The sequence below is a fragment of the Pseudomonas sp. GM60 genome (assembly GCF_000282415.1).
GTDB lineage: Bacteria > Pseudomonadota > Gammaproteobacteria > Pseudomonadales > Pseudomonadaceae > Aquipseudomonas > Aquipseudomonas migulae.
On sequence record NZ_AKJI01000105.1, the window covers coordinates 1 to 22,196 of the forward strand.

21 protein-coding genes are annotated in these 22,196 nt (G+C 58.0%); 13 read left to right on the forward strand and 8 right to left on the reverse strand.

Features of this window, described 5'->3' with window-relative positions; translation table 11 throughout:
- Nucleotides 1-205 precede the first annotated feature (205 nt).
- Both cheR and PMI32_RS06025 read right to left on the reverse strand, forming a co-directional pair.
- On the reverse strand, nucleotides 206-1,033 hold the full coding sequence (gene cheR, locus PMI32_RS06030) for a protein-glutamate O-methyltransferase CheR (protein WP_008033047.1): 828 nt from the start codon (nucleotides 1,031-1,033) through the stop codon (nucleotides 206-208).
- A 46-nt stretch (nucleotides 1,034-1,079) separates the two neighbouring features.
- Entirely contained in the window at nucleotides 1,080-2,012 is a 933-nt protein-coding gene (locus PMI32_RS06025; protein WP_008033048.1) for a chemotaxis protein CheV, read from the reverse strand.
- An 81-nt stretch (nucleotides 2,013-2,093) separates the two neighbouring features.
- Here PMI32_RS06025 and flgA point away from each other — a divergent pair, with 81 nt between their 5' ends.
- The 4 genes from flgA (at nucleotide 2,094) to PMI32_RS06005 (ending at nucleotide 4,704) form a co-directional block, all read left to right on the forward strand.
- Nucleotides 2,094-2,855 (forward strand): flagellar basal body P-ring formation chaperone FlgA, encoded by a 762-nt coding sequence (flgA, locus tag PMI32_RS06020; protein ID WP_032829077.1) that lies wholly within the window; start codon nucleotides 2,094-2,096, stop codon nucleotides 2,853-2,855.
- Nucleotides 2,856-3,022: 167 nt separating this feature from the next.
- Nucleotides 3,023-3,349 carry a flagellar biosynthesis anti-sigma factor FlgM gene (gene flgM, locus PMI32_RS06015; RefSeq protein WP_008033053.1) on the forward strand — a complete coding sequence of 109 codons (327 nt, stop codon included), beginning with the start codon at nucleotides 3,023-3,025 and terminating at the stop codon, nucleotides 3,347-3,349.
- 48 nt (nucleotides 3,350-3,397) lie between these two features.
- The gene (locus PMI32_RS06010) at nucleotides 3,398-3,865 is read left to right on the forward strand and encodes a flagella synthesis protein FlgN (protein ID WP_008033056.1); all 468 of its coding nucleotides are present in this window, start codon (nucleotides 3,398-3,400) and stop codon (nucleotides 3,863-3,865) included.
- A gap of 92 nt (nucleotides 3,866-3,957) precedes the next feature.
- A complete protein-coding gene (locus tag PMI32_RS06005) occupies nucleotides 3,958-4,704 on the forward strand; it encodes a flagellar brake protein (RefSeq protein WP_008033058.1) in 747 nt (248 codons plus the stop codon).
- Nucleotides 4,705-4,767: 63 nt separating this feature from the next.
- Here PMI32_RS06005 and PMI32_RS06000 read toward each other — a convergent pair whose 3' ends face one another.
- The 4 genes from PMI32_RS06000 to PMI32_RS05985 form a co-directional block, all read right to left on the reverse strand.
- Nucleotides 4,768-6,138, reverse strand: coding sequence for an MFS transporter (locus PMI32_RS06000; RefSeq protein WP_008033059.1), 1,371 nt, complete (start codon nucleotides 6,136-6,138; stop codon nucleotides 4,768-4,770).
- A 70-nt stretch (nucleotides 6,139-6,208) separates the two neighbouring features.
- Entirely contained in the window at nucleotides 6,209-7,450 is a 1,242-nt protein-coding gene (locus tag PMI32_RS05995) for a glutamine synthetase family protein (RefSeq protein ID WP_177318890.1), read from the reverse strand.
- A gap of 320 nt (nucleotides 7,451-7,770) precedes the next feature.
- Complete coding sequence (locus PMI32_RS05990) at nucleotides 7,771-8,463, reverse strand: sensor histidine kinase (protein ID WP_008033064.1); 693 nt, start codon at nucleotides 8,461-8,463, stop codon at nucleotides 7,771-7,773.
- On the reverse strand, nucleotides 8,460-10,064 hold the full coding sequence (locus PMI32_RS05985; protein ID WP_008033066.1) for a tetratricopeptide repeat-containing response regulator: 1,605 nt from the start codon (nucleotides 10,062-10,064) through the stop codon (nucleotides 8,460-8,462). Before PMI32_RS05985 ends, PMI32_RS05990 begins: the two co-directional genes overlap by 4 nt.
- Nucleotides 10,065-10,307: 243 nt before the next feature.
- On the opposite strand from PMI32_RS05985, the gene PMI32_RS05980 reads away from it, so the two are divergent.
- A complete protein-coding gene (locus tag PMI32_RS05980) occupies nucleotides 10,308-14,441 on the forward strand; it encodes a CheR family methyltransferase (RefSeq protein WP_008033069.1) in 4,134 nt (1,377 codons plus the stop codon).
- Nucleotides 14,442-14,448: 7 nt separating this feature from the next.
- On the opposite strand, the gene PMI32_RS05975 is transcribed toward PMI32_RS05980, so the two are convergent.
- On the reverse strand, nucleotides 14,449-14,988 hold the full coding sequence (locus PMI32_RS05975) for a hypothetical protein (RefSeq protein ID WP_008033071.1): 540 nt from the start codon (nucleotides 14,986-14,988) through the stop codon (nucleotides 14,449-14,451).
- Nucleotides 14,989-15,306: 318 nt separating this feature from the next.
- Between PMI32_RS05975 and PMI32_RS05970 the strand changes: the two genes are divergently transcribed.
- Nucleotides 15,307-16,518 (forward strand): site-specific integrase, encoded by a 1,212-nt coding sequence (locus PMI32_RS05970; RefSeq protein ID WP_008033073.1) that lies wholly within the window; start codon nucleotides 15,307-15,309, stop codon nucleotides 16,516-16,518.
- Here the strand turns inward: PMI32_RS05970 and PMI32_RS05965 are convergent.
- On the reverse strand, nucleotides 16,515-17,048 hold the full coding sequence (locus PMI32_RS05965) for a hypothetical protein (RefSeq protein ID WP_008033074.1): 534 nt from the start codon (nucleotides 17,046-17,048) through the stop codon (nucleotides 16,515-16,517). The genes PMI32_RS05970 and PMI32_RS05965 overlap by 4 nt on opposite strands.
- 117 nt (nucleotides 17,049-17,165) lie before the next feature.
- Between PMI32_RS05965 and PMI32_RS0129130 the strand changes: the two genes are divergently transcribed.
- The 7 genes from PMI32_RS0129130 (at nucleotide 17,166) to PMI32_RS05950 (ending at nucleotide 21,788) form a co-directional block, all read left to right on the forward strand.
- Nucleotides 17,166-17,366, forward strand: coding sequence for a helix-turn-helix domain-containing protein (locus tag PMI32_RS0129130; RefSeq protein ID WP_032829078.1), 201 nt, complete (start codon nucleotides 17,166-17,168; stop codon nucleotides 17,364-17,366).
- Between the two features lie 252 nt (nucleotides 17,367-17,618).
- Nucleotides 17,619-17,753 carry a hypothetical protein gene (locus PMI32_RS30915; protein WP_008033076.1) on the forward strand — a complete coding sequence of 45 codons (135 nt, stop codon included), beginning with the start codon at nucleotides 17,619-17,621 and terminating at the stop codon, nucleotides 17,751-17,753.
- Entirely contained in the window at nucleotides 17,750-17,989 is a 240-nt protein-coding gene (locus PMI32_RS0129135; RefSeq protein WP_008033077.1) for a hypothetical protein, read from the forward strand. Before PMI32_RS30915 ends, PMI32_RS0129135 begins: the two co-directional genes overlap by 4 nt.
- Nucleotides 17,979-18,287: a hypothetical protein gene (locus PMI32_RS31170; RefSeq protein WP_032829079.1), complete on the forward strand. Its 309-nt coding sequence runs from the start codon at nucleotides 17,979-17,981 to the stop codon at nucleotides 18,285-18,287. The genes PMI32_RS0129135 and PMI32_RS31170 overlap by 11 nt, the downstream gene beginning before the upstream one ends.
- Nucleotides 18,288-18,382: 95 nt before the next feature.
- On the forward strand, nucleotides 18,383-18,997 hold the full coding sequence (locus PMI32_RS05960) for a hypothetical protein (protein ID WP_008033079.1): 615 nt from the start codon (nucleotides 18,383-18,385) through the stop codon (nucleotides 18,995-18,997).
- Nucleotides 18,994-20,007, forward strand: coding sequence for a toprim domain-containing protein (locus tag PMI32_RS05955; protein ID WP_008033081.1), 1,014 nt, complete (start codon nucleotides 18,994-18,996; stop codon nucleotides 20,005-20,007). Before PMI32_RS05960 ends, PMI32_RS05955 begins: the two co-directional genes overlap by 4 nt.
- Nucleotides 20,004-21,788 (forward strand): DUF927 domain-containing protein, encoded by a 1,785-nt coding sequence (locus PMI32_RS05950; protein WP_008033082.1) that lies wholly within the window; start codon nucleotides 20,004-20,006, stop codon nucleotides 21,786-21,788. Before PMI32_RS05955 ends, PMI32_RS05950 begins: the two co-directional genes overlap by 4 nt.
- Nucleotides 21,789-22,196: the final 408 nt, after the last annotated feature.

Here is a 22,196-nt window from a genome sequence, read left to right on the forward strand (position 1 = left end):
GGAGCGAGGGCATGCCGAGCCTAGGCGAGGCACCGAACGAAAGGGGCAAGAGCCCTTGGTTACTTGGGGCTCTTCCAAGTGACTCGCCGTAAGGGCGAAACCAATAGCCGCCATAACCCCAGAAACGGATATACACACCAACACAGCAGACAAAAAAAAACGGGAGCCCCCAAGGACTCCCGTTTTTCAAACTACCGCCAACCCATCACTTCGCCTGGTAAATGATCCCCGGGCTGCACTGGACCATCTGGTAATGATCCGGCAAACCGTTCAGCGCTTCAGACGCGCCAAGGAACAGATAACCGCCCGGCTTCAACGTGCTGTGGATGCGCAACAGGATGTCTTTCTTCACCTCGGCGGAGAAGTAGATCAGCACGTTACGGCAGAACACGATGTCGAACTTGCCGAGGCTCGCGTAGCTGTCCAGCAGGTTGAACGAGCGAAACTCCACCCGACTCTTGATCGGCGCCTTGATGGCCCAGCGCCCCGGACCTTTCGGGTCGAAATAACGCTGAAGACGCTCGGGCGACAACCCACGGCCGATGGCCAGGCTATCGTACTCGCCAGTCTTGCAGTTGGTCAGCATGGAGCCGGACAGGTCAGTGGCAACGATCTGCACACCCATCTTCAACTGGCCCATATTGACCCGCTCGAACTCGTCGATGGACATCGACAGCGAATACGGTTCCTGACCCGACGAGCAGGCCGCCGACCAGATTCGCAAGCGTTGCCCCGGAGCCGCCTTGATCGCTTCGGGCAGTACCTTGTTCTTCAAGACTTCAAACGGATAGGTGTCACGAAACCACAGGGTTTCGTTGGTCGTCATGGCATCGACCACCAACTCGCGCAAACCGCTGCGCGGCTGGGTCTGGATGCGCTGAACCAGCTCACCCAGGGACTTGATGCCTTGCTGTTCCATCAGTTTGTTGAGACGGCTCGAGACCAGGTACTGCTTGTTTTCACCGAGCAAAATGCCACAGGCTTTTTCCAGGAAGACCCGGAACTGTTCGAAATCCAAATTACCCGTAGACAAAGATGCCGCCTCTTAAATCGTGTTAATCACCAGGGGCAAAAGGCCCCTAGCTGATGTCTGCTGCTTTGATCCGGTCAACTACCCGGGATGCCAGGTCATCAGGACGGAATTTGGCCAGGAAGTCATCGGCACCGACTTTCTTGACCATCGCCTGATTGAACACACCCGACAACGAAGTATGCAGGATGATATGAAGCTTTTGCATGCGAGGGTCGTTGCGGATCTCGGCCGTCAGGGTGTACCCGTCCATCTCCGGCATCTCGATGTCGGAGATCATCATCAGGAACTCTTCTTCCGGCTTCTTACCCTCGTCGGCCAGTTTGCGCAGGTAATCCAGCGCTTGCCGTCCGTCGTTCAACGCCACCACTTCAACGCCTACCGTTTGCAGGCAGCGCGTGACCTGCTTGCGCGCCACCGACGAGTCATCGACCGTCAGCACCCGCAGCGACAGCGCCTTGTGCTGGGTCTCGACATCGACCACGCCGACGGAAATCGCTTCCGGTGTCGGCGCCACTTCCGCCAGGATCTTCTCGACGTCGATGATTTCGACTAACTGATTGTCGACCCGAGTCACAGCCGTCAGGTAATGATCGCGTCCGGTGCCCTTGGGAGGCGGATGAATCTCCTCCCAGTTCATGTTGACGATGCGTTCCACCGAGCGCACCAGGAAACCCTGGGTCTTGGTGTTGTACTCCGTGATGATCACGAAAGGATTGCTTTGATCTTTTAGCGCCCCGGAACCGGTCGCCATTGCCAGATCAAGGATCGGAATGGTCGCCCCCCGGATATTTGCCACACCGCACACGACAGGACTGGACTTGGGCATCAGGGTCAGCTTGGGGCATTGCAGCACCTCGCGAACCTTGAACACGTTGATCCCGTAAAGCTGCTGGCCGTCGAGACGGAACAACAACAGCTCCAGGCGATTCTGCCCTACCAGTTGCGTGCGCTGGTTTACCGAATCCATTACACCAGCCATGCCCAGACTCCTACACCAACGCTAAGTGTGTTGCGACGCACATTCATCACTAAACGGCACGGCGCTTGCTTTTTAACTTTTATGAACACAGAACCGACATTTTTCCGACGCCTGACATCACCTATCCGCAGATTGCTCTGTGCAGTGTCGGCCGTTTGCCTGTTCAACGCTGGCAGCCCTGCCTTTGCTGACGCAGTTACCTTGCCTGACATGCTTATCGGCGTCACCCAGGGCTTTCTTGAATTCACCGTAGAAGACTATCTGGCTACCAGTCAAACGGAAGGTCGCTACGAAATCCAGGTCAACCAGCTCGACTCGCGGCTGCGCATGCCCATGTGCGACAAGGAATTGACAGCCAGCCTCGAGAGTCCGGCCAAGCCGCTGGGCCGGGTCACGGTCAAGGTTCGTTGCGAGGGGGCATCGCCCTGGACAGTCTTCGTACCCGCTCAAGTCCGCCTGTTTCGCGACGTTGTGACCGTCACCCGCCCCCTTCGCCGCGCAGGGATTGTCGAGCCCGATGACGTAACGCTGCGCGAGCGTGACGTCAGCCTGATTGGCCAGGGCTACTTCACATCCGTAGACCAGGCGATCGGCCAGCGACTTACCCGACCAATGGTCACCGACCAGGTGATTACCCTGGTTCATCTCGAACAGGCGGAAGTCATTCGCAAAGGCGATCAGGTGGTGATTACCGCCCGCAGTGGTACGCTCAGCGTGCGTATGCCCGGCGAGGCGCTCTCCAACGGCGGCATGGCCGAGCAGATACGCGTGAAAAACCTCAATTCCAGACGGGTCATCAAGGCGCAGGTTACCGCGCCAGGTCAGGTGGAAGTGTCCATGTAGGATTCTCTGTTCGTGAAGATGTGGCGTTGCCCGAGGCTGTTCCCTAAACTGTGCCGCATGCAGGAGAAGTGCTGGCGCATGCGGGCCCATTTGATAATTGGGTCTAAAGTTTTCACAGGGAGAGCCGAAAACATGGCAAGCGTCCAAATACTCAGAGGTTTTTTACCATGGTCATCGATTTCAGCCGTTTGAACAGCTCCTCGCCACTTACGGGCAGTACACGTACCAGCGTTGCCAAGGAAACTGCCGACGCCGGCAAATCCGCGCCGCTGAATACCCCGGCCGAACAGGCCACTGCCATCAAAAGCGGGGAATCGGTACACCTCAGCAATGAGGCTCAACAGTTGCAACAGGTCACTGACAAGCTGCGCGATCAGCCTGCCGTCGACAACGCCCGTGTGGCCGAGTTGAAAGCAGCGATTGCCGATGGCAGCTATAAAGTCGACAGCAGCCGTGTAGCCAGCAAACTGCTCAACTTCGAAGCCCAGCGCTAGGCTACGGCCCGCGCCAGGCTTTTGGACGCTTAAAACCCAAGGCCAGCCATGCAAGACACTAATTTACTGCAACTGATCACCGACGACTTTGCTCCAGCGCAACACTTGCTTGAGTTACTGCAAACCGAGTCCCTCGCCTTGCACGGTCGGGACATGCCACTGCTCGAAGACATTCTGGCGCAGAAACAGGCATTGATCATTCTGCTTGAACAGCATGGCCGCAAGCGCAGCGAAATCCTCGCCAGCCTCAACCTGCCGACCAATCGCAACGGCCTGGAGCAACTCGCCAGCCATTCGAGCATTGGCGAGCAGTTGCTGGCCCAGAGCGATGTGCTGACCGATCTACTGGCTCAATGCCAGGCGGCGAACGCCAATAATGGCCAGTCCATCCTGGTCCAGCAGGCCGCCACGGCCAATCAGCTGAAAATCCTGACCGGCGGTGAACCGCCAGCGCTTTATGACGCCCGCGGATCAACCGCCAAGCTTGCGAAGCCGCGCCCGCTCAGTCAGGCTTGAGCCCGCAAATGACCACGCCCTATCAAGACTCGCAACATGCTGGCAATATACTGGCCAGCCGTAGTCATATTTTGTCTGGAGATTGATTAACCGTGTCCAATGCCTTAACCGCGGAAGATGCCCCGCAGCCACCCAAGGTGCTTACCACACCGTTGGAAATCTCCGGCAACCTGCGCCAACTGCAAGAAAGCCATGACCCGCTGATCATCACGTTCCATGAGCGCACCCAGCGCTTCCAGAGCTATCTGGTGGACGTGGACCGCGAGCGCGGGACCATCGCGCTCGACGAAATGATCCCGCGTGACGGTGAGCGCTTCATGCTGGCCGGCGAACCGTTCAAGGTCGAAGGCTTTCACGAAGGCGTGCGCATTGCCTGGGAAAGCAACGGTCAACTGACCATCGACGAGTCCGGTGACACCCGCTGCTATCGTGGCCCGCTGCCGGATGAAGTGGTTTATCACCAGCGCCGCAATGCCTTCCGCGCAGCCTTGAAACTGGCCCAACTGGTCAACGTCGATCTGGACGGTGAAAAGCTCAAGGCGCCGATCAGTGGCAAGCTGTTGGACATCTCCGCCACCGGCTGCAAGTTGCGCTTTGAAGGCGACATCACCGGCAGCCTGCAATTGGGTCAGGTCTACGACCGCTTCGCCGCCGCCCTGCCCTTTGGCAAAATGACGGCACCGGTCGAACTGCGTTACCTGCATTTCGAAGAAAGAATCTCCACCACCTTCGCCGGCATCCGCTTTCATAACATGAGCGGCCTGGTGCAGCGTCAGGTCGAGCGCTTCGTCTATCAGCTTCAACGCGAAGCACGACGTTTCGACAAAGACGACCTGTAATTCCAGCGCTAATAAAAAACGGGCAGTCCCTCGCGGTGACTGCCCGTTTTTTTATGCCCCGATTTAAGGCCTGGCCTCGGTGAAGCTTTGCTCGCGGCCCGCGTCAGGGTCCTCCGGAGGTGGAGTGGCGGGTGTCTCGACCTCCGACTCAGGAGCCGGATCGGGATTGGCCGGGCTCTGCATCTGGTCCTGCACCACTTGCTCATCGACACGTGGATCAAGGCAAGCCACCAGCGGCGAACTCGACATGCTGTCCGGCATGGCGACGTGATGCAGCGGCGCGTCGTCGACCTGATGCAGGTTGGTCACCGCTTTCGGGCGGATCCGCCACACCAGCACCAACGCAAAGAAACTGAAGAAGGCGTAGAGCATTTGGCTGCCGAACATCTTCATCAGTACCCCGGCGACCAACGGCCCGATACTCGCGCCGACACCGTAGGTCACCAGCAACATCGCCGTCAGTGACACCCGCCGATCAGCCTCGACGTGGTCATTGGAAAACGCGACCGCCAGCGGGTACAGGCAAAACTTCACCAGCGAGCAGATAAAACCGGTGATGAACAACACCTCCAGCGGCACCTGCTTCATGATCGCCAGCGGCAACGCGGCGAGGGCCAGTACCAGCGCAAAACAGCGGATCAACAGCGCCCGGTCATAACGGTCGGACAACCAGCCCAACGGCCACTGCACCAGCAGGCCGGCAAAAATGCAGCTACCCATGAACAGACCGACCTGCTCCGTGGACAACCCTTGCTGCGAGGCATACAGCGGCGCCAGACCGTAGAACGAACCGATGATCAGCCCCGCACCCAGCACCGTACTCAACGACTGCGGCACGCGCTTGATAAAGAAGCGCGGCTCCATCGGTGCCGGATGCAGCGGCGCCGGGTGAATCCGCCGCGTCAGGGCCACCGGCACCAGGCACAGGGCAAAGCACAGGGCGACCAGCATCAGAAGCTCCAGACCGAGGCCCGGGTGCATGACCAGAATCAGTTGCCCCAGCACCAGGCCAAGATAAGAAGCGATCATGTAACCGCTGAACACCGTGCCACGCTGTGAGGCTTCGGCCTGCTCATTGAGCCAGCTTTCGATAACCATGTACTGGCACATCATGCCGAGACCGACGATGACCCGCAGGAATATCCACGCCGGCAGCCAGTCCACCAGACCATGGCCCAGCACTGCCGCGCCGACAATCCCGGCGCAGGCCGAATAAGCCCGGATATGCCCGACCCGGGCAATCAACCGGTGACCGATCTTGCCCCCCAGCACGAGGCCGAAATAGTTGGCCGCCATCAACGCACCGACCCACAGGCTGTCGACATGGTCGGCCGCCAGGCGCAAGCCCAGGTAAGTACTCAGCAAGCCGGAGCCGATCAACATCATCAGCGAGGCGAAATACAGCGCTCGAAAGGGTTTCCAGATTTGGCGCATCGGCGTTCCGAGCGGCTCCTTGCGGTGAGAAACGGGCTATCCGAAAAGATAGCCCGAAGACGAAGGTTCGTCAGGCCTGGGCGGCTAAAACACGGCGCTCCCAGGGCGTAATTTCATCAAAGAAGCTGGTCAACTCCATGGTCTTCGAAGCGACGTAGCCTTCGATGAACTCCTTGCCGAACAGTTCCTTCGCCAATTGGCTACGTTTCAGACGCTCGAGCGCGGCATGCAAGGTACACGGCAACGAAAGATTATCCGGCACCTCGAACTCACCCTGGATCGCTTCACTCGGCTCCACTGTATTTTCGATGCCATACAACCCTGCCGCCAGGCTCGCTGCAATCGCCAGATACGGGTTGGCATCAGCGCCCGGCAGGCGATTTTCCACCCGACGCGCCACCGGCGAGCTGGCCGGAATGCGCAAACCGGCCGCCCGATTGTCGTGGGACCAGCAGGCATTATTCGGTGATGCGAACGGATGGCACAAGCGCTGATAGGAGTTCACGTTCGGTGCAAATAATGCCGTGAAATCCGCCATGCAGGCCTGCTGGCCACCGATGAAGTGACGGAAGGTCGCCGTCGGCTCGCCGGCCTCGTCGCTGAAGACGTTACGCCCGGTGGCGATCTCGACGATGCTCTGGTGAATATGCATCGAGCTGCCCGGCGTGTGCGCCAGTGGCTTGGCCATGCAGACCACCGTCAGCCCATGCTTGAGCGCCACTTCTTTAAGCAGATGCTTGAACAGCAATGTCTGGTCGGCCAGCAACAAGGGATCACCGTGCAGCAGGTTGATCTCGAACTGACTGACGCCCATTTCGTGCATGAACGTATCGCGCGGCAAACCGAGGGCCGCCATGCACTCATAGACTTCACTGAAAAACGGCCGCAAGCCGTTATTGGAACTGACACTGAACGCCGAATGACCGTCCTCGCGCCGACCGTCCAGGCCTACCGGCGGCTGGAACGGTTGCGTCGGGTCGGTGTTGGGCGCGAAGACGAAAAACTCAAGCTCAGTGGCCACCACCGGCGCCAGCCCAAGAGCGGCGTAACGCGCGATAACTGCTTTGAGTTGACCACGAGTCGACAGAGGGGAGCTTTCGCCGGTCAGTTCGTCCGCATCGCAAATGGCCAAGGCACGCGGCTGCTTGCTCCAGGGCAAGCGATGGATCTGCGCAGGGTCGGGCACCAACGCCAGGTCGCCATCATCGCTGCCGTAAAAACGCGCTGGCGGATATCCGCCCATGATGCATTGCAGCAGCACACCCCGCGCCATCTGCAAACGCCGCCCCTCGTGAAAGCCTTCGGCCGTCATGACCTTGCCACGGGGCACGCCGTTCAAATCCGGCGTAACACATTCAATCTCATCAATGCCCGTCAATCGCTGCGCGAGTGAGCGCTGGCCACCGGTTGTCATGACGCAATCCTTTGTAGTTGTGCAAGCCGCGAACGGCGACCGTACAAAATAGGCTCCGCGTGTTCGGAATATCAAGCAGCGACGTACAAATGACTCAATATCGCCGCAACCCTTGTAGGAGCCGGCTTGCTGGCGATAGCGGTGGGTCAGTCAATATGTTTATCGTCTGAACGGACGCCATCGCCAGCAAGCCGGCTCCTACAGGGGGATGCGGTGTTTCAGGGGAGATAGAGGCTGAACACTCCACCGCCCAACGGGCCGCCGTTGCTGATTTCTGTGCGCCCACCGATGCCGTTGCGCTGATGCAACGCGGCAATCCGTCCGGCGAAATACAGGCCCAGGCCGGTGCTGCCGCTGCTGTGGTTGATGCCCTGCACGTAATCGGCCTGACGCTCGATCATCTCGGCCGGATAACCCTCGCCATCGTCGTTGATGGTCAACACCAGTTGCCCGGCCTCGTCGCTCACCGTGATCAACAATGCGTGACGGGCGTAACGGATGGCGTTGTTGATGCTGTTGGCCAGCACCGACGCAATCAGCTCACGGTCGAAGAAACCCAGCGGGCTCAGCGGGTCCACTTCATAGGTCGCCATGATGCCGCGACTGGCGAACACGTCCTGATGGCAGGCCAGTTGCGCTTCGATGAAGTCATCCAGTTCGTGATAAGCCGGCTGCAGCGGCATCTGGTTGACGCCGAGTTTGTACAGTCCCAGCAACTGAACCAGCATCCCGTTGAGGTGGGCGAACTCGAAATCGATCACGCCCTGCTCCGGGGTGTGCCGCGCCGGATCGGGCAAGCGCGCCAGCCATTGGCTGTGTGCCTGCATCAGCATCGCCAGAGAGTTCTTCATGTCGTGCACGGTGGAAGCAATCACCGTGGAGAAATCCAGTGCCGGGTTGTCTTGGTTCATCCGCTGAACGCCTTGATTTTCAGTTTCTGATAACGCGCATATCGCGCATCGGTGTCGGGCATCAGGCCGACCGTTTTCAGGCAGGCGCGACATTCTTCAAGCTCCGCCGATGGCGCGCTGGTGTCGGTGCCATGCAGCAGCGATTGCGCCATGTTCAACGCAATACTGATGTTCTTCGGTTGCAACGCCAGGGCTTTGCGGAACACCGCCCGCGCCTCCACCAGGTTGCCGGTCTTGTACACCCGCACGCCTTGACGGTTGAGTTCCGCCGCATCGTTGCCGGAGTTGAGGATGCTCGGGTCGTCGGTCAGCTTGGCGATGCCCTGCATCACTGTCGGATCGTCGCCGTAGATTTCTGCGCAGTTTTTCAGCATCGACTTACCGGCATCAGCCTGCCCAAGCATTTGCAGCTGCTTGGCCACCAGCAGCGCGGCTTCGGCGCTCATGAACTGCTCCATGCCATCGAGGCGCAACATCGCCTGCTCGGTGAGCTTTTCCGCGGTTTCGGCGTCGTTGAGCAACAGGCTGGTGGCCTTCATCAGCCGCGCACGAATCTGCAGGCCCGGGTCGGAAGGGTTTTCCTTGGCCACGGCACTCAGCGTAGTGTTGATTTCCAGCCGGGTCCGGGTGTCCAGGCCCTTTTCGCTGCCCTTGCTGATCAACGCATGGGCGAGGCCGAGGTTGCTTTCGGCGTCCTTGAAACGTGACTGGGCACCTTGGCTGACGGCCTGACGGTAAGCTTTGGACGCGGTATCGAAATCTTCGTTGGTCATCGCCAGCTTACCCAGCAGCGCTTGCCGGCGTACGGCCAGCGGCGACAAACGAATCGCCTCCTCCAACACCTGTTGCGCAGCCTTGGTGTCGCCCTCGGCGACCAGCACATCGGCCATGCCGTCATACAGCGCCGGCATCATCGGAAACACTTTCAACGCTTTTTCGTAGATGCCCTTGGCCTGGCTGACCTGACCCCGCTTGAACAGCAACTGGCCCAGCCCGGCAAATGCCCATGGCAAAGGCCGGTCGGCAATGATGCTGTCGTAGAGTCGCTCCAGCGCTTCGTTCTGGTTCAAGTCGCGCAAGGCATCGGCGCGGTAGCGCAAACACAGCGGCGAGTAGCGGATGTCCTGCTTGCACAAGGCGATGCAGGCATTGAGCACTTCAACCGGTTTACCGCGATCGAGCGCCTGCAGGATCGGCTTGAGCAAGGTCTTGCGCTGCTCCAGACGTTCCAGGCGCTGGGCCAGGCCAGAACGGTTGAACGGTTTGGTCAGGTAAGCATCGGGCTCGTGCTCCAGGGCGCTGAGCACCATCGCCTGGCTGGTCTCGGCGGTGACCATGACGAACACGGCTTCGTGGCTGATCAGCTTCTCGACCATCAGGTCTTCGAGAACCTGCTGACCGTTCTTCTTGCCATCACCAAGGTGGAAATCCTGGAGGATGAAATCGTAGGACTTCTGTGAACACATGCGCAGCGCCTGCTCGCCGGTGTCGGCGGTGTCCACGTCCTTGACGCCCAGCTCACGCAGCATGGACCTGACGGAACTGCGGAAATCCGAGAAATCATCGACGATCAAAAAACGCTTTTGGTGATACGACAGCATCGAAGATTTCCAGGCAGTTTTAAGAAGAAGATCATGACTGTCCGGGTTATCGGCCAGCAGGGCCATTCACTTGAAGAATTGGAATGCATTTGCGCCGCTGGAGTCCAAATTTAAAAGGGCCGCGAATGCGGGCTAAATATTTGAAGGCGTTATTGAAAAACGGGATTATCCTGATTTATTGCAACGCGTCTGCTACCCCTCTTTCAGACCCAGACGCTCCCGTCGTCGGCACAGGCATAAGTTATGACCACCACCCCCAATCGCTCAGTGAACTCCAATGAGCGAAAGACCCTGATCCCCAGTACCCTGGATTTTCCGGTGGTGGGAATTGGCGCGTCGGCCGGTGGGCTGCAAGCCATCAAGCTGTTCTTCGAAAACATGCCGCAGGACAACGGCATGGCGTTCGTGATCATTCTTCACCTCTCCCCCGATCACCAGAGCATTGCCGACAGGATCGTCCAGGAATCGACCGCGATGCCGGTTCTGCAAGTCACTGAAAGGGTGTCCATCGAGAAAAACCATGTGTACGTCATTTCACCGGCGCAACGCCTGTCGATGAACGATGGTTTTCTTGAGGTCAGTACCAGCGATACCCGGGAATCCCGGCACGCCTCGATCGATCTGTTCTTCCGCGACCTGGCCGATGTCCATCGGGAACGAGCGTTCTGCCTGGTGCTGTCGGGCACCGGTTCCGACGGTGCCGTCGGTCTTTCGCGCATCAAGGAACAGGGCGGCGTCACGCTGGCGCAGGCACCGGAAGACGCCGAGTTCGACGGCATGCCCCGCGCCGCCATCGATACCCGCATGGTTGACCTGGTTCTGCCGGTCGTTGAAATGCCGCAAAAACTGCTGGAGCTGTGGCGTAACTCTCAGGAAATCAGCTTGCCCATCGCCAACGACCCCGAACCGCAGACCATTGTCGCCATCTCCGAACGCGAAGCGCTGGTCGCAGAGCAAATGCTGCACGACATTCTGATCCAGCTGCGTACCGGCACCGGTCATGATTTCAAACACTACAAACGCGCCACCGTGTTGCGCCGGATCGAACGGCGGATGCAGGTCACGTCTCAACCGGATCTGGCGTCCTATTTCCATTACCTGCAAAACAATCCCGAAGAAACCAAGGCCCTGCTCGGCGACATGCTGATCGGCGTGACCAACTTCTTCCGCGATCGCGAGGCCTTCGAAGCACTGGAGCGCGATGTCGTGCCGCAACTGGTCAGTGCCGCCGTGTCGGCGCAACCCGAGAAAGAAGAAATTCGCGTCTGGTCCGCGGGTTGTTCCACCGGCGAAGAAGCCTACAGCCTGGCGATGTTGCTCAGCGATCAACTGCAACTGGACGCCAGTGCGGCTTCGCTGCAATTGTTTGCCACTGACATTGACGAGCGCGCCATCAGCGTCGGCCGGGCCGGGCTGTACCCGCAAGCCATCGTCACCGACGTGCCGCCCACGCGACTGCGGCATTACTTCCTCAAGGAAGATGACCATTACCGGATTCGCAAGGAAATCCGCGAAAAAGTCCTTTTCGCCAAACACAGCCTGCTGTCCGATCCGCCGTTCTCGCAGATCGACCTGATCGTGTGCCGCAACCTGCTGATCTATCTCGATCGCGAAGTGCAGCGCGAAATCCTGCAAATGTTCCACTTTGCCCTGCGCCCCGGCGGGTTCCTGTTTCTCGGCTCCTCCGAGAGCGCGGACGCGTGCCACGAACTGTTCGCCCCAGTGGACAAACGCAACCGGATCTTCCGCGCCAAAACCGGTACGGCTAACAGCCGCCGCACGCCGACCATGCCGCGTGGAGGCTACGTGCGGACCAACATTTCCCAGCAACCGACGAACAGCGGTGTACAGCGCAAAACCTCTTTCGCCGACATCCATCAACGCGCCCTCGAACAGTCCGCGCCACCGAGCGTGATCGTCGACGCCAACGCCGACATTCTGCACATGAGTGAAAGTGCCGGGCGTTTCCTGCGGCACGTCGGCGGTGAGATGTCGCGCAATTTACTGACGTTGATCCTTCCAGAGCTGCGCCTGGAACTGCGCACCACGTTGTTCCAGGTTCAGCAGAGCAGTCTGTCGGTCAAATCCCGCGAAGTGTCGATCAAGCGTGATGAGCGGCGTTATCTGATCGATCTGGTCGCTCATCCCTACAAGGATGAAGGCTCGGACAGCGAGTACATGTTGGTGATTTTCGAGGAGGTCGAAGTCGATCCTTCAGAGCTGGCGGCAACCACCGTGCTGCAGAACGAAAACCAGGTGCTGTCCAACCTCGAACGCGAACTGCAACGCACCAAGCTGCATTTGCAGGACACCATCGAACAATCGGAGGTCTCCAGCGAAGAGCTCAAGGCCTCCAACGAAGAAATGCAGGCGATCAACGAAGAACTGCGCTCGGCCACCGAAGAGCTGGAGACCAGTAAAGAAGAGCTGCAATCCATCAACGAAGAGTTGCTGACGGTCAATTTCGAGCTGAAAACCAAGGTCGAAGAAACCGACAAGATCAACGACTACCTGACCAACCTGATCGCCTCCACCGACATCGCCACGGTGTTTGTCGACCGCAGCATGCGCATCAAGTGGTTCACCCCGCGCGCCACCGACATTTTCAGCATGCTGCCGGTGGACACCGGGCGCTCCCTGCTCGACATCACCCACCGCCTGCATTACGACAATCTGGCCGGTGACGCGGCGCTGGTGTTCGAATCGCTGAACATGATCGAGCGTGAAGTCAGCAGCACCGACAATCGCTGGTACATCGCCCGCCTGCTGCCCTACCGCTCCAGCGAAGACCACATCGACGGCACCGTGCTGACCTTCATCGACATCACCAAGCGCCGGGCGGCCGAAGAAGAGCTGCGCCTGGGCGAGGAGCGCATGCGCCTGGTCGCTGAAAGCACCCGCGACTACGCGATCATCACGCTCGATGAACAAGGTGTGATCACCACCTGGAACAAAGGCGCGGAGTTGATCTTCGGCTACAGCAAGGCCGAGGCCGAAGGCGCCTACTATGACTTCATTTTCTCTGCGGAGGACCGCGCGGCAGGCGTGCCGGAAAACGAGCTGCTGACGGTGCGCAACCACGGCCGCAGCGACGATGAACGCTGGCATTTGCGCAAGGATGGCAGCCGCTTCTTTTGCAGCGGCGAAGTGACTCTGCTCAGCGGCGATAACCTGCAGGGCTACGTGAAAATTGCCCGCGACCTGACCGGCCATAAACGCCAGCACGAAGAACAGAGTCAGGAGCTGGCCGAGACTCGTAACACCAATAACCTCAAGGACGAGTTCTTTGCGGTCATGTCCCACGAGCTCAAGCACCCGCTGAACCTGATCCAGCTCAACGCAGAATTGCTGCGGCGCTTGTCGGTGACCAAGTCGCTGGCATCGGCGGCCAGGGCGGTGAACACCATCTGCGACGCGGTCACCAGCCAGGCACGGATCATCGACGATCTGCTGGATGTGGCCCGGGTCCGCACCGGCAAGCTCAAGCTGCAAACGGTCGCCGTCGACCTCGCCAGTGTGCTGCGCGATGTCCACACTGTCGTGCTCAATGACCAGCATGACGTCACGGTCGAACTGCTGGTGCCGTCCGATGCGTTGATGGTCCAGGCCGACCCGACACGGCTGGAACAAATCATCTGGAACCTGGTGAACAATGCACTGAAATTCACCCCGACCAAGGGGCGTGTGCAATTGATCGCCAGCCAGGCCGGGGACATGGCGCGGCTCGACATCAAAGACAATGGCGTCGGCATTGCCCCGGAAAACCTTGATCACGTGTTCGACCTGTTCGGCCAGGCTGAAAAACAACATGCCACCCATAACCGTGAAGGGCTCGGGATTGGTTTGTCACTGGTCCGTCAGTTGACCGAGGCGCAACGCGGTGCAGTCGAGGTGAGTTCGGCTGGCGTAGGCACAGGCTGCACGTTCACCGTCTACCTGCCATTGGCCAAAACCGCCGGCGAAGCGCAAGCCGCTGCCCAGACCGAAGAGGCCTGCGGCAGACTGAGCGGACTGACGATTCTGTTGGTGGACGATTCCGCGGACGTGCTGGAAACCCTGAAAATGCTGCTGGAGATGGAAGATGCGCAAGTGATTGCCTTTGACCGCCCGGTGGCGGCGCTGGACGCGGCAAAAAGTACCCGATTCGACCTGATCATTTCCGACCTCGGCATACCGGTCATGAATGGCCACGAGTTGATGAGCGCACTGCGTGAGTTGCCGCTCGCGAAGGATGTGCCGGCCATCGCCCTGACCGGCTACGGGGCTCACAGCGACATTCAGAAATCACGACAGTCGGGCTTTGACCAGCATGTTGGCAAACCGGTGTCCTACGATGACCTGATCCAGACCATCGAGACGCTGCGCAACCAGCGCTGAAGCGCGCTCAGTTCAGATAGTCGCGCTGCACGCAGGCGCGCCGATCGATCGCCTGCCTGAGCCGCTCCTTGTGATCGGCCCAGACCATAGGGTCAACCTTGGTGGAGCGCATCAAGACGAGCATGGCCTCCTTGGCGTCCAGGTACTCTGACCAGGCATCGGCAGACCTGAGCTTCAAGCGTTCACGCTCGGTCATCTCCATCCGGCGCAACGCGACGACCGACTCATCGGTAATCACCGGACTCAACGTCAGTTGCACCCGGTGCGGCGCGACGAACTCCTGAGTGTCCGCCACAATCTCCCTCGCCCGCTGGGTCCCCCACTTCAATGCGGCACAGTAATGCTCACCCGCCTTGAGGTCATGATGCTCCTCGCGAATCGGCCAGCCATCAACGCCATAGACACCTACAAAAATCTGGGTAACCCCTTCAACACTGATCCGCGCATGCACCTCGATTTGCACGCCACTGCCCAGCACTTCTTCGTGGGTGTGCAGAGGCAATCGCGTGTTGGTCCACAACCAGAATTGGGCGCCCCTGCGTCGCATCGATTTCGCTCCCTGTGTGGTCTTTGGAGTAAGGCACAGCAATGAGCGTCTTTCAAATGTTGGTCGTCAGGTGATCGCACACGAAAAAGCCCCGCCGGATACGAGATCCTGGCGGGGCTTTTTTGACAGCCACAGGGCTGGAAATTGATGGTGTCCCAGGGCAGGTTCGAACTGCCAACCTTCCCCTTAGGAGGGTTATATGGCGCGCAGCAAACAATGGGAAGCCCCCGCATGCACTGGGGCTTTGAGTCCAGTTGTGTCCGGCAAAACGGTTCCGTATAGTCATTTTTGCACCCATATTGCACCCATGAGGATCAGGTGAAAGAAAAACTAACCGCCAAAGTGCTGTCGTCCATGCAGGTCACGGGTCGAGAGTACGAGATCCACGATACTGCCGTCACAGGTCTTTTCGTCCGTGTGACAGCTGCTGGCGCAAAGTCATACGTAGTGACCTGGGCCCGCGGCCGCAAAAAGACGCTTGGCCGCGTTGGGATCCTTACACTCGACCAGGCCCGGCAAGAAGCAACCCAGTACCTTGCAGAGGCGCGCAAGCTTGGAGAACCCTTAGCAGTAACTCAAGGCCGCAAGGGCGCCACGCTCCCATCTCTTCGCGACTTTATCGACGACACCTACATGCCGTGGTTTAAGACGCATCACAAAGGCCACGAAAAGACCCTGCATACACTGGAAAACAACTTCGACGCGATCATGCCTCAGCGCATCGACGCAATATCTGGCCGTGACCTGGAGCAAATCCGTACGGCTTGGATGCAGGCTGGTAATAAGGCATCGACGGTGAATCGAAAAATGGGCTCGATCAGCGGCGTGTTCAGCCGTGCGGTTGAGTGGGAGTACATCGGTACGCACCCACTGGCCAAGTTGAAACAGCTAAAGGTCGACTCATTGGGCCTAGTTCGCTACCTGGACACTGATGAGGCCAAACGCCTGCGCGAAGCCTTGGACACTCGGCAGGATGAAATACGAGCTGAGCGTGAGAGCGCGAATCAGTGGCGGGCGGATCGTAGCAAGCAACAGATGCAAAGTTTGCTGCAACTGCCATTCACCGATCACCTGAAACCAATGGTGCTGGTATCGCTGAACACCGGCATGAGACGCGGGGAGCTATTCGATCTGAAATGGTCTGCTGTGAACTTCAGCACAAACACAATAACTGCCGCTGGCGATACAACCAAGACGAGCGACACCCGGCACATCCCAATGAACAAGGAAACCGTGAGCGTTCTGGAGCAATGGAAAAAACAGGCTGGCAAATCTCGGTATGTGTTCCCGAGCCAGGAAGGAGGTCGCCTAGAGGACGTTAAAAGCGCCTGGCTCAGGCTGCTAGAGCGAGCCAAGATCGAGGGCTTTCGCTGGCACGATATGCGCCATGATTTCGCGTCACGCTTGGTGATGGCTGGTGTGCCGCTGAACACAGTGCGGGATCTTCTAGGGCATTCAGACATCAAAATGACACTTCGATATGCCCATCTAGCACCAGGCACAAAAGCGGCAGCAGTAGAGCTCATCTAGCTGTTATCGCCTCTCATTTTCTTGTAATCCTCGTACGAAACTACTAGCGGCTGATTGCTATCCAGAAAAGCTATATAGCTCTCGATAATCGGCCACTCCTTCTTTACCAACTCCAGATTCACGTAGTGCTTTTCATACGTACCGCCCCATAAAGCCGTATGGCCATTCAAATCGCCGAATAGATCGTATTCGCCCTTGAAGCGCTCAGAACCGATAACGACCTTGGCCTGGCGAGAAATTGTTTCCCCACAAAAATCCGGCCCGATCGTTCCCGCTCTTAGCTTGAAAACGACCTCATCCTGATCCCATACGGCTTCAAACACCGTCATGAAATTCATATCTCCGCCGTCAGGTAAATGCCCTCCCCTAAATGGGTTCTGAACTGTCAGCTCAGCCAGCCCTACCTCTACAAGCTCCTCCAGGAGCTTCACGATTTTCTTGTTGAGCTTACTCGCAGCGATGTCCAGGGCATCTTTCAGCTGCGGGTCAATCCGTGCCGAGATCACGACCTTTTTTGATCGGTTTGCCATCTGCGCTCCATGAGTGTCTACAAACAAATATGCTTGCAGATAATGTTACTTACAAATAGTATGTTTACGTCTGACACAGTATCGTACAGTCCATGTGGACACTCAAGGAGAAAGAAAATGACTCAATCAGAACTCACGCCTTCGCTTTCTGTGAGCGTTGAAGAAGCTGCGCGACTCACAAGCCATTCACGGTCGGGAATTTACGAGGTAATTGCTTCTGGCGACCTCAAAGCATTCAAGCTTGGACGCCGACGTCTGATCTTAGTGGCCGAGTTGAAAGCTTGGATTGAGCGGGTAGCGAAGGATGGGGCCAGGTGATGGCTGCAGCGCTGAAGGGCGCAAAACAAGAAGGGATTCAAATCACACTGCGGCCTGATGAGCACAGGCCTGAAAGAAAAAGTGCCGAGTCAGTGTTTCGACCACTGACCCGACCCACCGCACAGAACTCTTAGGAAAAACCATGCGACCACTGAATTCTACTCCTCTGCTGATAAACGATGCCAGCACTGCGCCCCTTGCATGTAAACAATCGCCGTCTTCTAGCCTCGCGATTACTCAAGGAGCATCAGCATGAAAATCACCATATGCCTGTTTGATCGCGCCGGCCAATCGCTTGGCCAGCTAACGCTGGCATCGACCACGTTCCTGATCGATCTCGAAGCTCTCCGCAACATCGGCGCTTGGCGCGTGGGGATCAATAAATGAACCGCCCCTACAGCCTTTCCGAAGACGAATTTCACAAGCTGAAACGGGCCCAGGATTCCATCCAGTTGCTACAAATCCTCTTCGACGAAGTGCAGCGGCCCACCACTTATACCCCCCAAATGATCGCCTCTTTTTTAGAAGGGCTTGGGGAGGACGTTTCGCGGGTCATTCAGTCCGTGGTTTATGAGTCGCCGTCGCAGAATGGCCAATCAAAAGGGGAAAACCATGTCAGGTGACTTGCCACCCACTCTGGTAGATCTGCTCAGCTCGATCCAAGAACTGATTCGGCAGTTGCAACGTCCAGCTGTAGCGGCTGAAGACGAGCTGTGGACAGCGCAGGACATCGCTGCTTACTTGAAGCTATCCACCTACACCGTTGAGCGCAGGGTTGTTGTTCAGCCCGACTTCCCGACGAGCGTACAGCCCTGCGCTACTGGAGTGAAAGCGGCGAAAAGGTGGTTTGCAGCAGAGGTGATTAGCTGGTTGCGACAACATCGCGCCAAATTGCCCGTAGCGAGGCGCTCAAGAAAGTAGCGTGACGACTGGCCACCCTTGATGTGAGCCCTCACGGATGGGTAGCAGGCATACGAGCCATGTGACCCTCCTCCCATCTTTACGGAAGAATCGAAATGAAGAACTTTGAAGAGCGCAGCGATGCGCTGACGGGATCTGCTTGCCTGAAAAAAGCCGTTGATGATCAGCACCAGGACAACTCCAGTGCCAGGGACAGTGGCCAGGTAGCTCTTCCAGACTACTGCCAAGTTGGAGACTTTCAGCGTGCCAAGGCAGGAGATTCAGGAGTCGCTATATCGGGAAGCGACGGGGCGGCGCTGGTCGGCCAGGGTGGTATTGCCATCGCAGGGGATAGAGGCACAGCGAGCGCCGGTACTTACGGTACAGCCACGGCCGGACTGTGGGGCAAGGCCTTCGCTGGATTCAAGGGCACCGCCTCTGCACGGAGCTTTGGGGAGGCCTCGGCAGGTGTCAGCGGGACGGCTACTGCCGGAGATGTTGGTACCGCCTCAGTTGGGGATCGAGGCGTCGCGAACACGGGGCTCGGAGGCATTGCTTCTGCAGGTGACAAAGGGGAAATCCGTATCCGGTACTACGACGGACAGGCACGTCGGTGCCGCACCAAGATCGGGTACATCGGCGAAAACGGTTTGAAGCCCAACCAACCTTACACCCTGAACGAACACGGGAATTTTGTGCCAGTCGCTGTGACGTGTGGAGGTGTGCAATGAGCAGTCTCAGCCCGCTTGATCTGATACGCCAAACAGCCCTGCACGCCCTGAGCGCCGCCGAAACGCTGCTGCCTGAATGGCTGCCTGGAGGCACACGCAAAGGCCGCGAATGGGTGGCACCCAACATTGCTCGTGGGGATCAGAAAGCCGGTTCCTTCGGCGTGTCACTCGACTCTGGCCGGTGGAATGATTTTGCCGACGACAGCGCGCACGGAGGTGACCTGGTGTCCCTGTTGGCCTACCTCAATGGTTGCCGGCAAATGGAGGCAGCCAAGGAGATTGACGAACGTCTGCGCCTGGGCCTGTTCAACCTCACGACTGCCGATGCTCAGCAGCTCCAGGAACGTCGGTGGCAGGCCGAACTGGAGCGCACGGCATCCGCTCTGCGCATACAGCAGCTCCAGGAGAAGAAAAAACTTGCGGCTGCCAACCAAGCCTCGCAGCTCTGGAAAATGGCGAAGCCCGCCGACCCACTGCACACCTACTTGCTCGCCAAAGGTGTACAGCCGTATCTATTGCGCCAGTTAGGACAGGGCCGTCTGCTGGTTCCGCTCTGCGATGACGGGCGCCTGGTCAACCTGCAAATCATCATGCCGGACGGCGGTAAACGCTTTTTGACGGGTGGCCGAGTCCAGGGTTGCTATTCGCCCCTGGGCAAGTTCTCCGAAGGCTGCCGCCTGTATGTCTGCGAAGGCTGGGCCACTGGCGCAACGCTGCATAAAAACACCGGTAGTCCGGTGGTCTGTGCAATGAACGCGGGCAACCTCAAATCCGTGGCCGTGGCAATGCGCGAGCGCTACGGCGCAACGCTGGATCTGGTGATTGCCGGTGATGACGACCGCAAAACAATTGGCAATCCGGGAAAGCGCGCTGCCAACCAAGCAGCCCGAGCAACCAATGCTCGTGTGGTTTTCCCCGAATGGCCCGGCGATGCCCCGTCCGACCTATCCGATTTCAACGACCTGTGCCTGTGGCTTACAGGACAATCCAAAAGGAGCCGCAAGGTATGAGCATTCACGAGAAAGCGTCCCCCCTGAGCCTTGTTGGCGAACCTGTCGCTCCAGCACCTGAAAAACTGGAACGACCACGTTATGCCGTCTACGAGCACCCTCGCACCATCGAGGGCAAGACATACAAGGCAGGCACCTGGTATCACGGGTTGAAGCAAAGCGGGCCGGAGGAAAAGGCCATACCAGTGGATCATTGGATCTGCACGCCGTTGACCGTAGAAGCTGAAACCGTTAATTCAGAGGACGGCACCATTGGGCGACTGCTTTCTTTCAGTCACCGGGGAAGACGCATCGAGTGGGTTATGCCCATGGAGGCGCTGGCCGGTAAAGGTGATGAAGTCATGAAGGTTCTGTTGGGGCGGGGTTTGGTCATAGAACACCATCAGCGTCGCCAGATCGTTCCATACCTGGCTAGCCACCAATCGCCAAATTTGGTGATCGCCACCACCACCAAACCGGGTTGGCATGAGTCTGGAGCGTTTGTACTGCCCTCTCGCGTTATTGGCGGCGATAACGTGCGCTTCCAAGATTCTGGCAAGGCAGCAAATATCTTCACCTGCAAGGGATCTATCAACGGCTGGCAAACCGAGATAGCCACACGCTGCCTGGGCAACCCGGTATTGATCCTGTCGGTCTGCTGCGCCTTGGCAGGGCCTCTGCTCGCCAAGGTGGGGGTGAATGGGGGCGGTGTGCACCTGGTAGGGGATTCGTCGAGTGGCAAATCGCTCGCGCAGCTATTGGCCGCATCTGTGTGGGGAAATCCAGGCAATTTCGCGGCGTCATGGGACGTATCGAAAGGCGGCGTCGAGATTGAAGCGGCGTCACGCAACGACACTGTCTTGATCCTGGACGAAATTAAGCGAGCGGATCCTAAGCGCGTGCAGGAAATGGCATATGCAATCGCCAATGGCACGGGCAAAGGCACCATGACCCGTGAACGGGAAGGCCGTGCCAAATTGACATGGCGCGTACTGGCGCTTTCCAGCGGCGAGCGTTCATTGTCAGACCACGCTGCCATCGGGGGAAGCAATGCGCACGCCGGTGCCGAGCTCCGAATGGTGGATGTGAATGCAGGAAATCGCACACACCGTGCCTTTGATGAAGTTCACGGTATGACCGGACAAGAGTTCCACCGGACGCTCAACGATGCCGTTGCTCAGAACTACGGCCATGTAGGCCCAGCATTCGTCGAATCCCTGATTAAACAACCTGAGGATCTGCACAGCGCCTTCCGTCACGAGCGGCAGGCCTTTGGTACAGAAAGCTCACAGGCTGGCCGCGTCGCGGATCGCTTTGCAATTATGGCGCTAGCCGGTGAACTGGCAATTCGTCGCAAGCTAATAAACTGGCCCGAAGGTACAGCTACTAAAGCCTGTCGCCTGTTGTTCAATGAATGGCTTTCAACAATGGGAGACGGTAACGCAGAGGATCGCCAAATCCTGCGCGGCATCGCTAACTTCATTGACTTGCACGGCGACAGTCGTTTTTCCGAGTTGCGCCACTCTGGCACCACTACTGTGCATAACCGAGCCGGTTACTACGAAGTCGAATGCGGGGCGCGCCTGTACCTGTTTAACAATCCAGGTCTGGCAGAGGCCGCTATCGGTTTCAACCTGAAAAGGATTGTTCGTGCGCTCCAGGGCGCGGACGCGCTCGCCAAGGTGGACATTGAGGCAGGCCAGAAACGTAGTAACAAAAGCTATGTCATGCCAGGCGGAGGAAAGTCGCGTTTTTATGTGATTGATCCCGTAAAACTTGATCATGAAGGCGCAGGCCAGTGAACAAGTCTGCACGCCAGGCGGTCGCCCTCAGTTGTCGTAGTGAACCGCTTCCCTTGAAACCTTAGAGCGAAGGCGCGCGCAGCTGTCAATCTGCTCAAGGCATGACGACTGCCGGGAACAGTGTTTTTTAAAGGGAATACAGGGAATGAGGGAAGGAACCAATAAATCCGTGGCTTACAGGGTTCCCTTAATAGCCTAGAGGATAGGGAATAAGGGAACACACCTCTGTTTAATAAGGGTATTGACTGCATCTACATTCCCTCGAAAAAAACACAGGGATTGAATCGATGGTCTGTAAGCCCCGGTTTATAAGGGTTTCCCCTCGAAACCTTGAATCCCTGCAGTTTTCGAAATCAGACACGGTAAAGGTGGGGATGTGAGATTTTTGTTGATGGAATATCGAAAAGT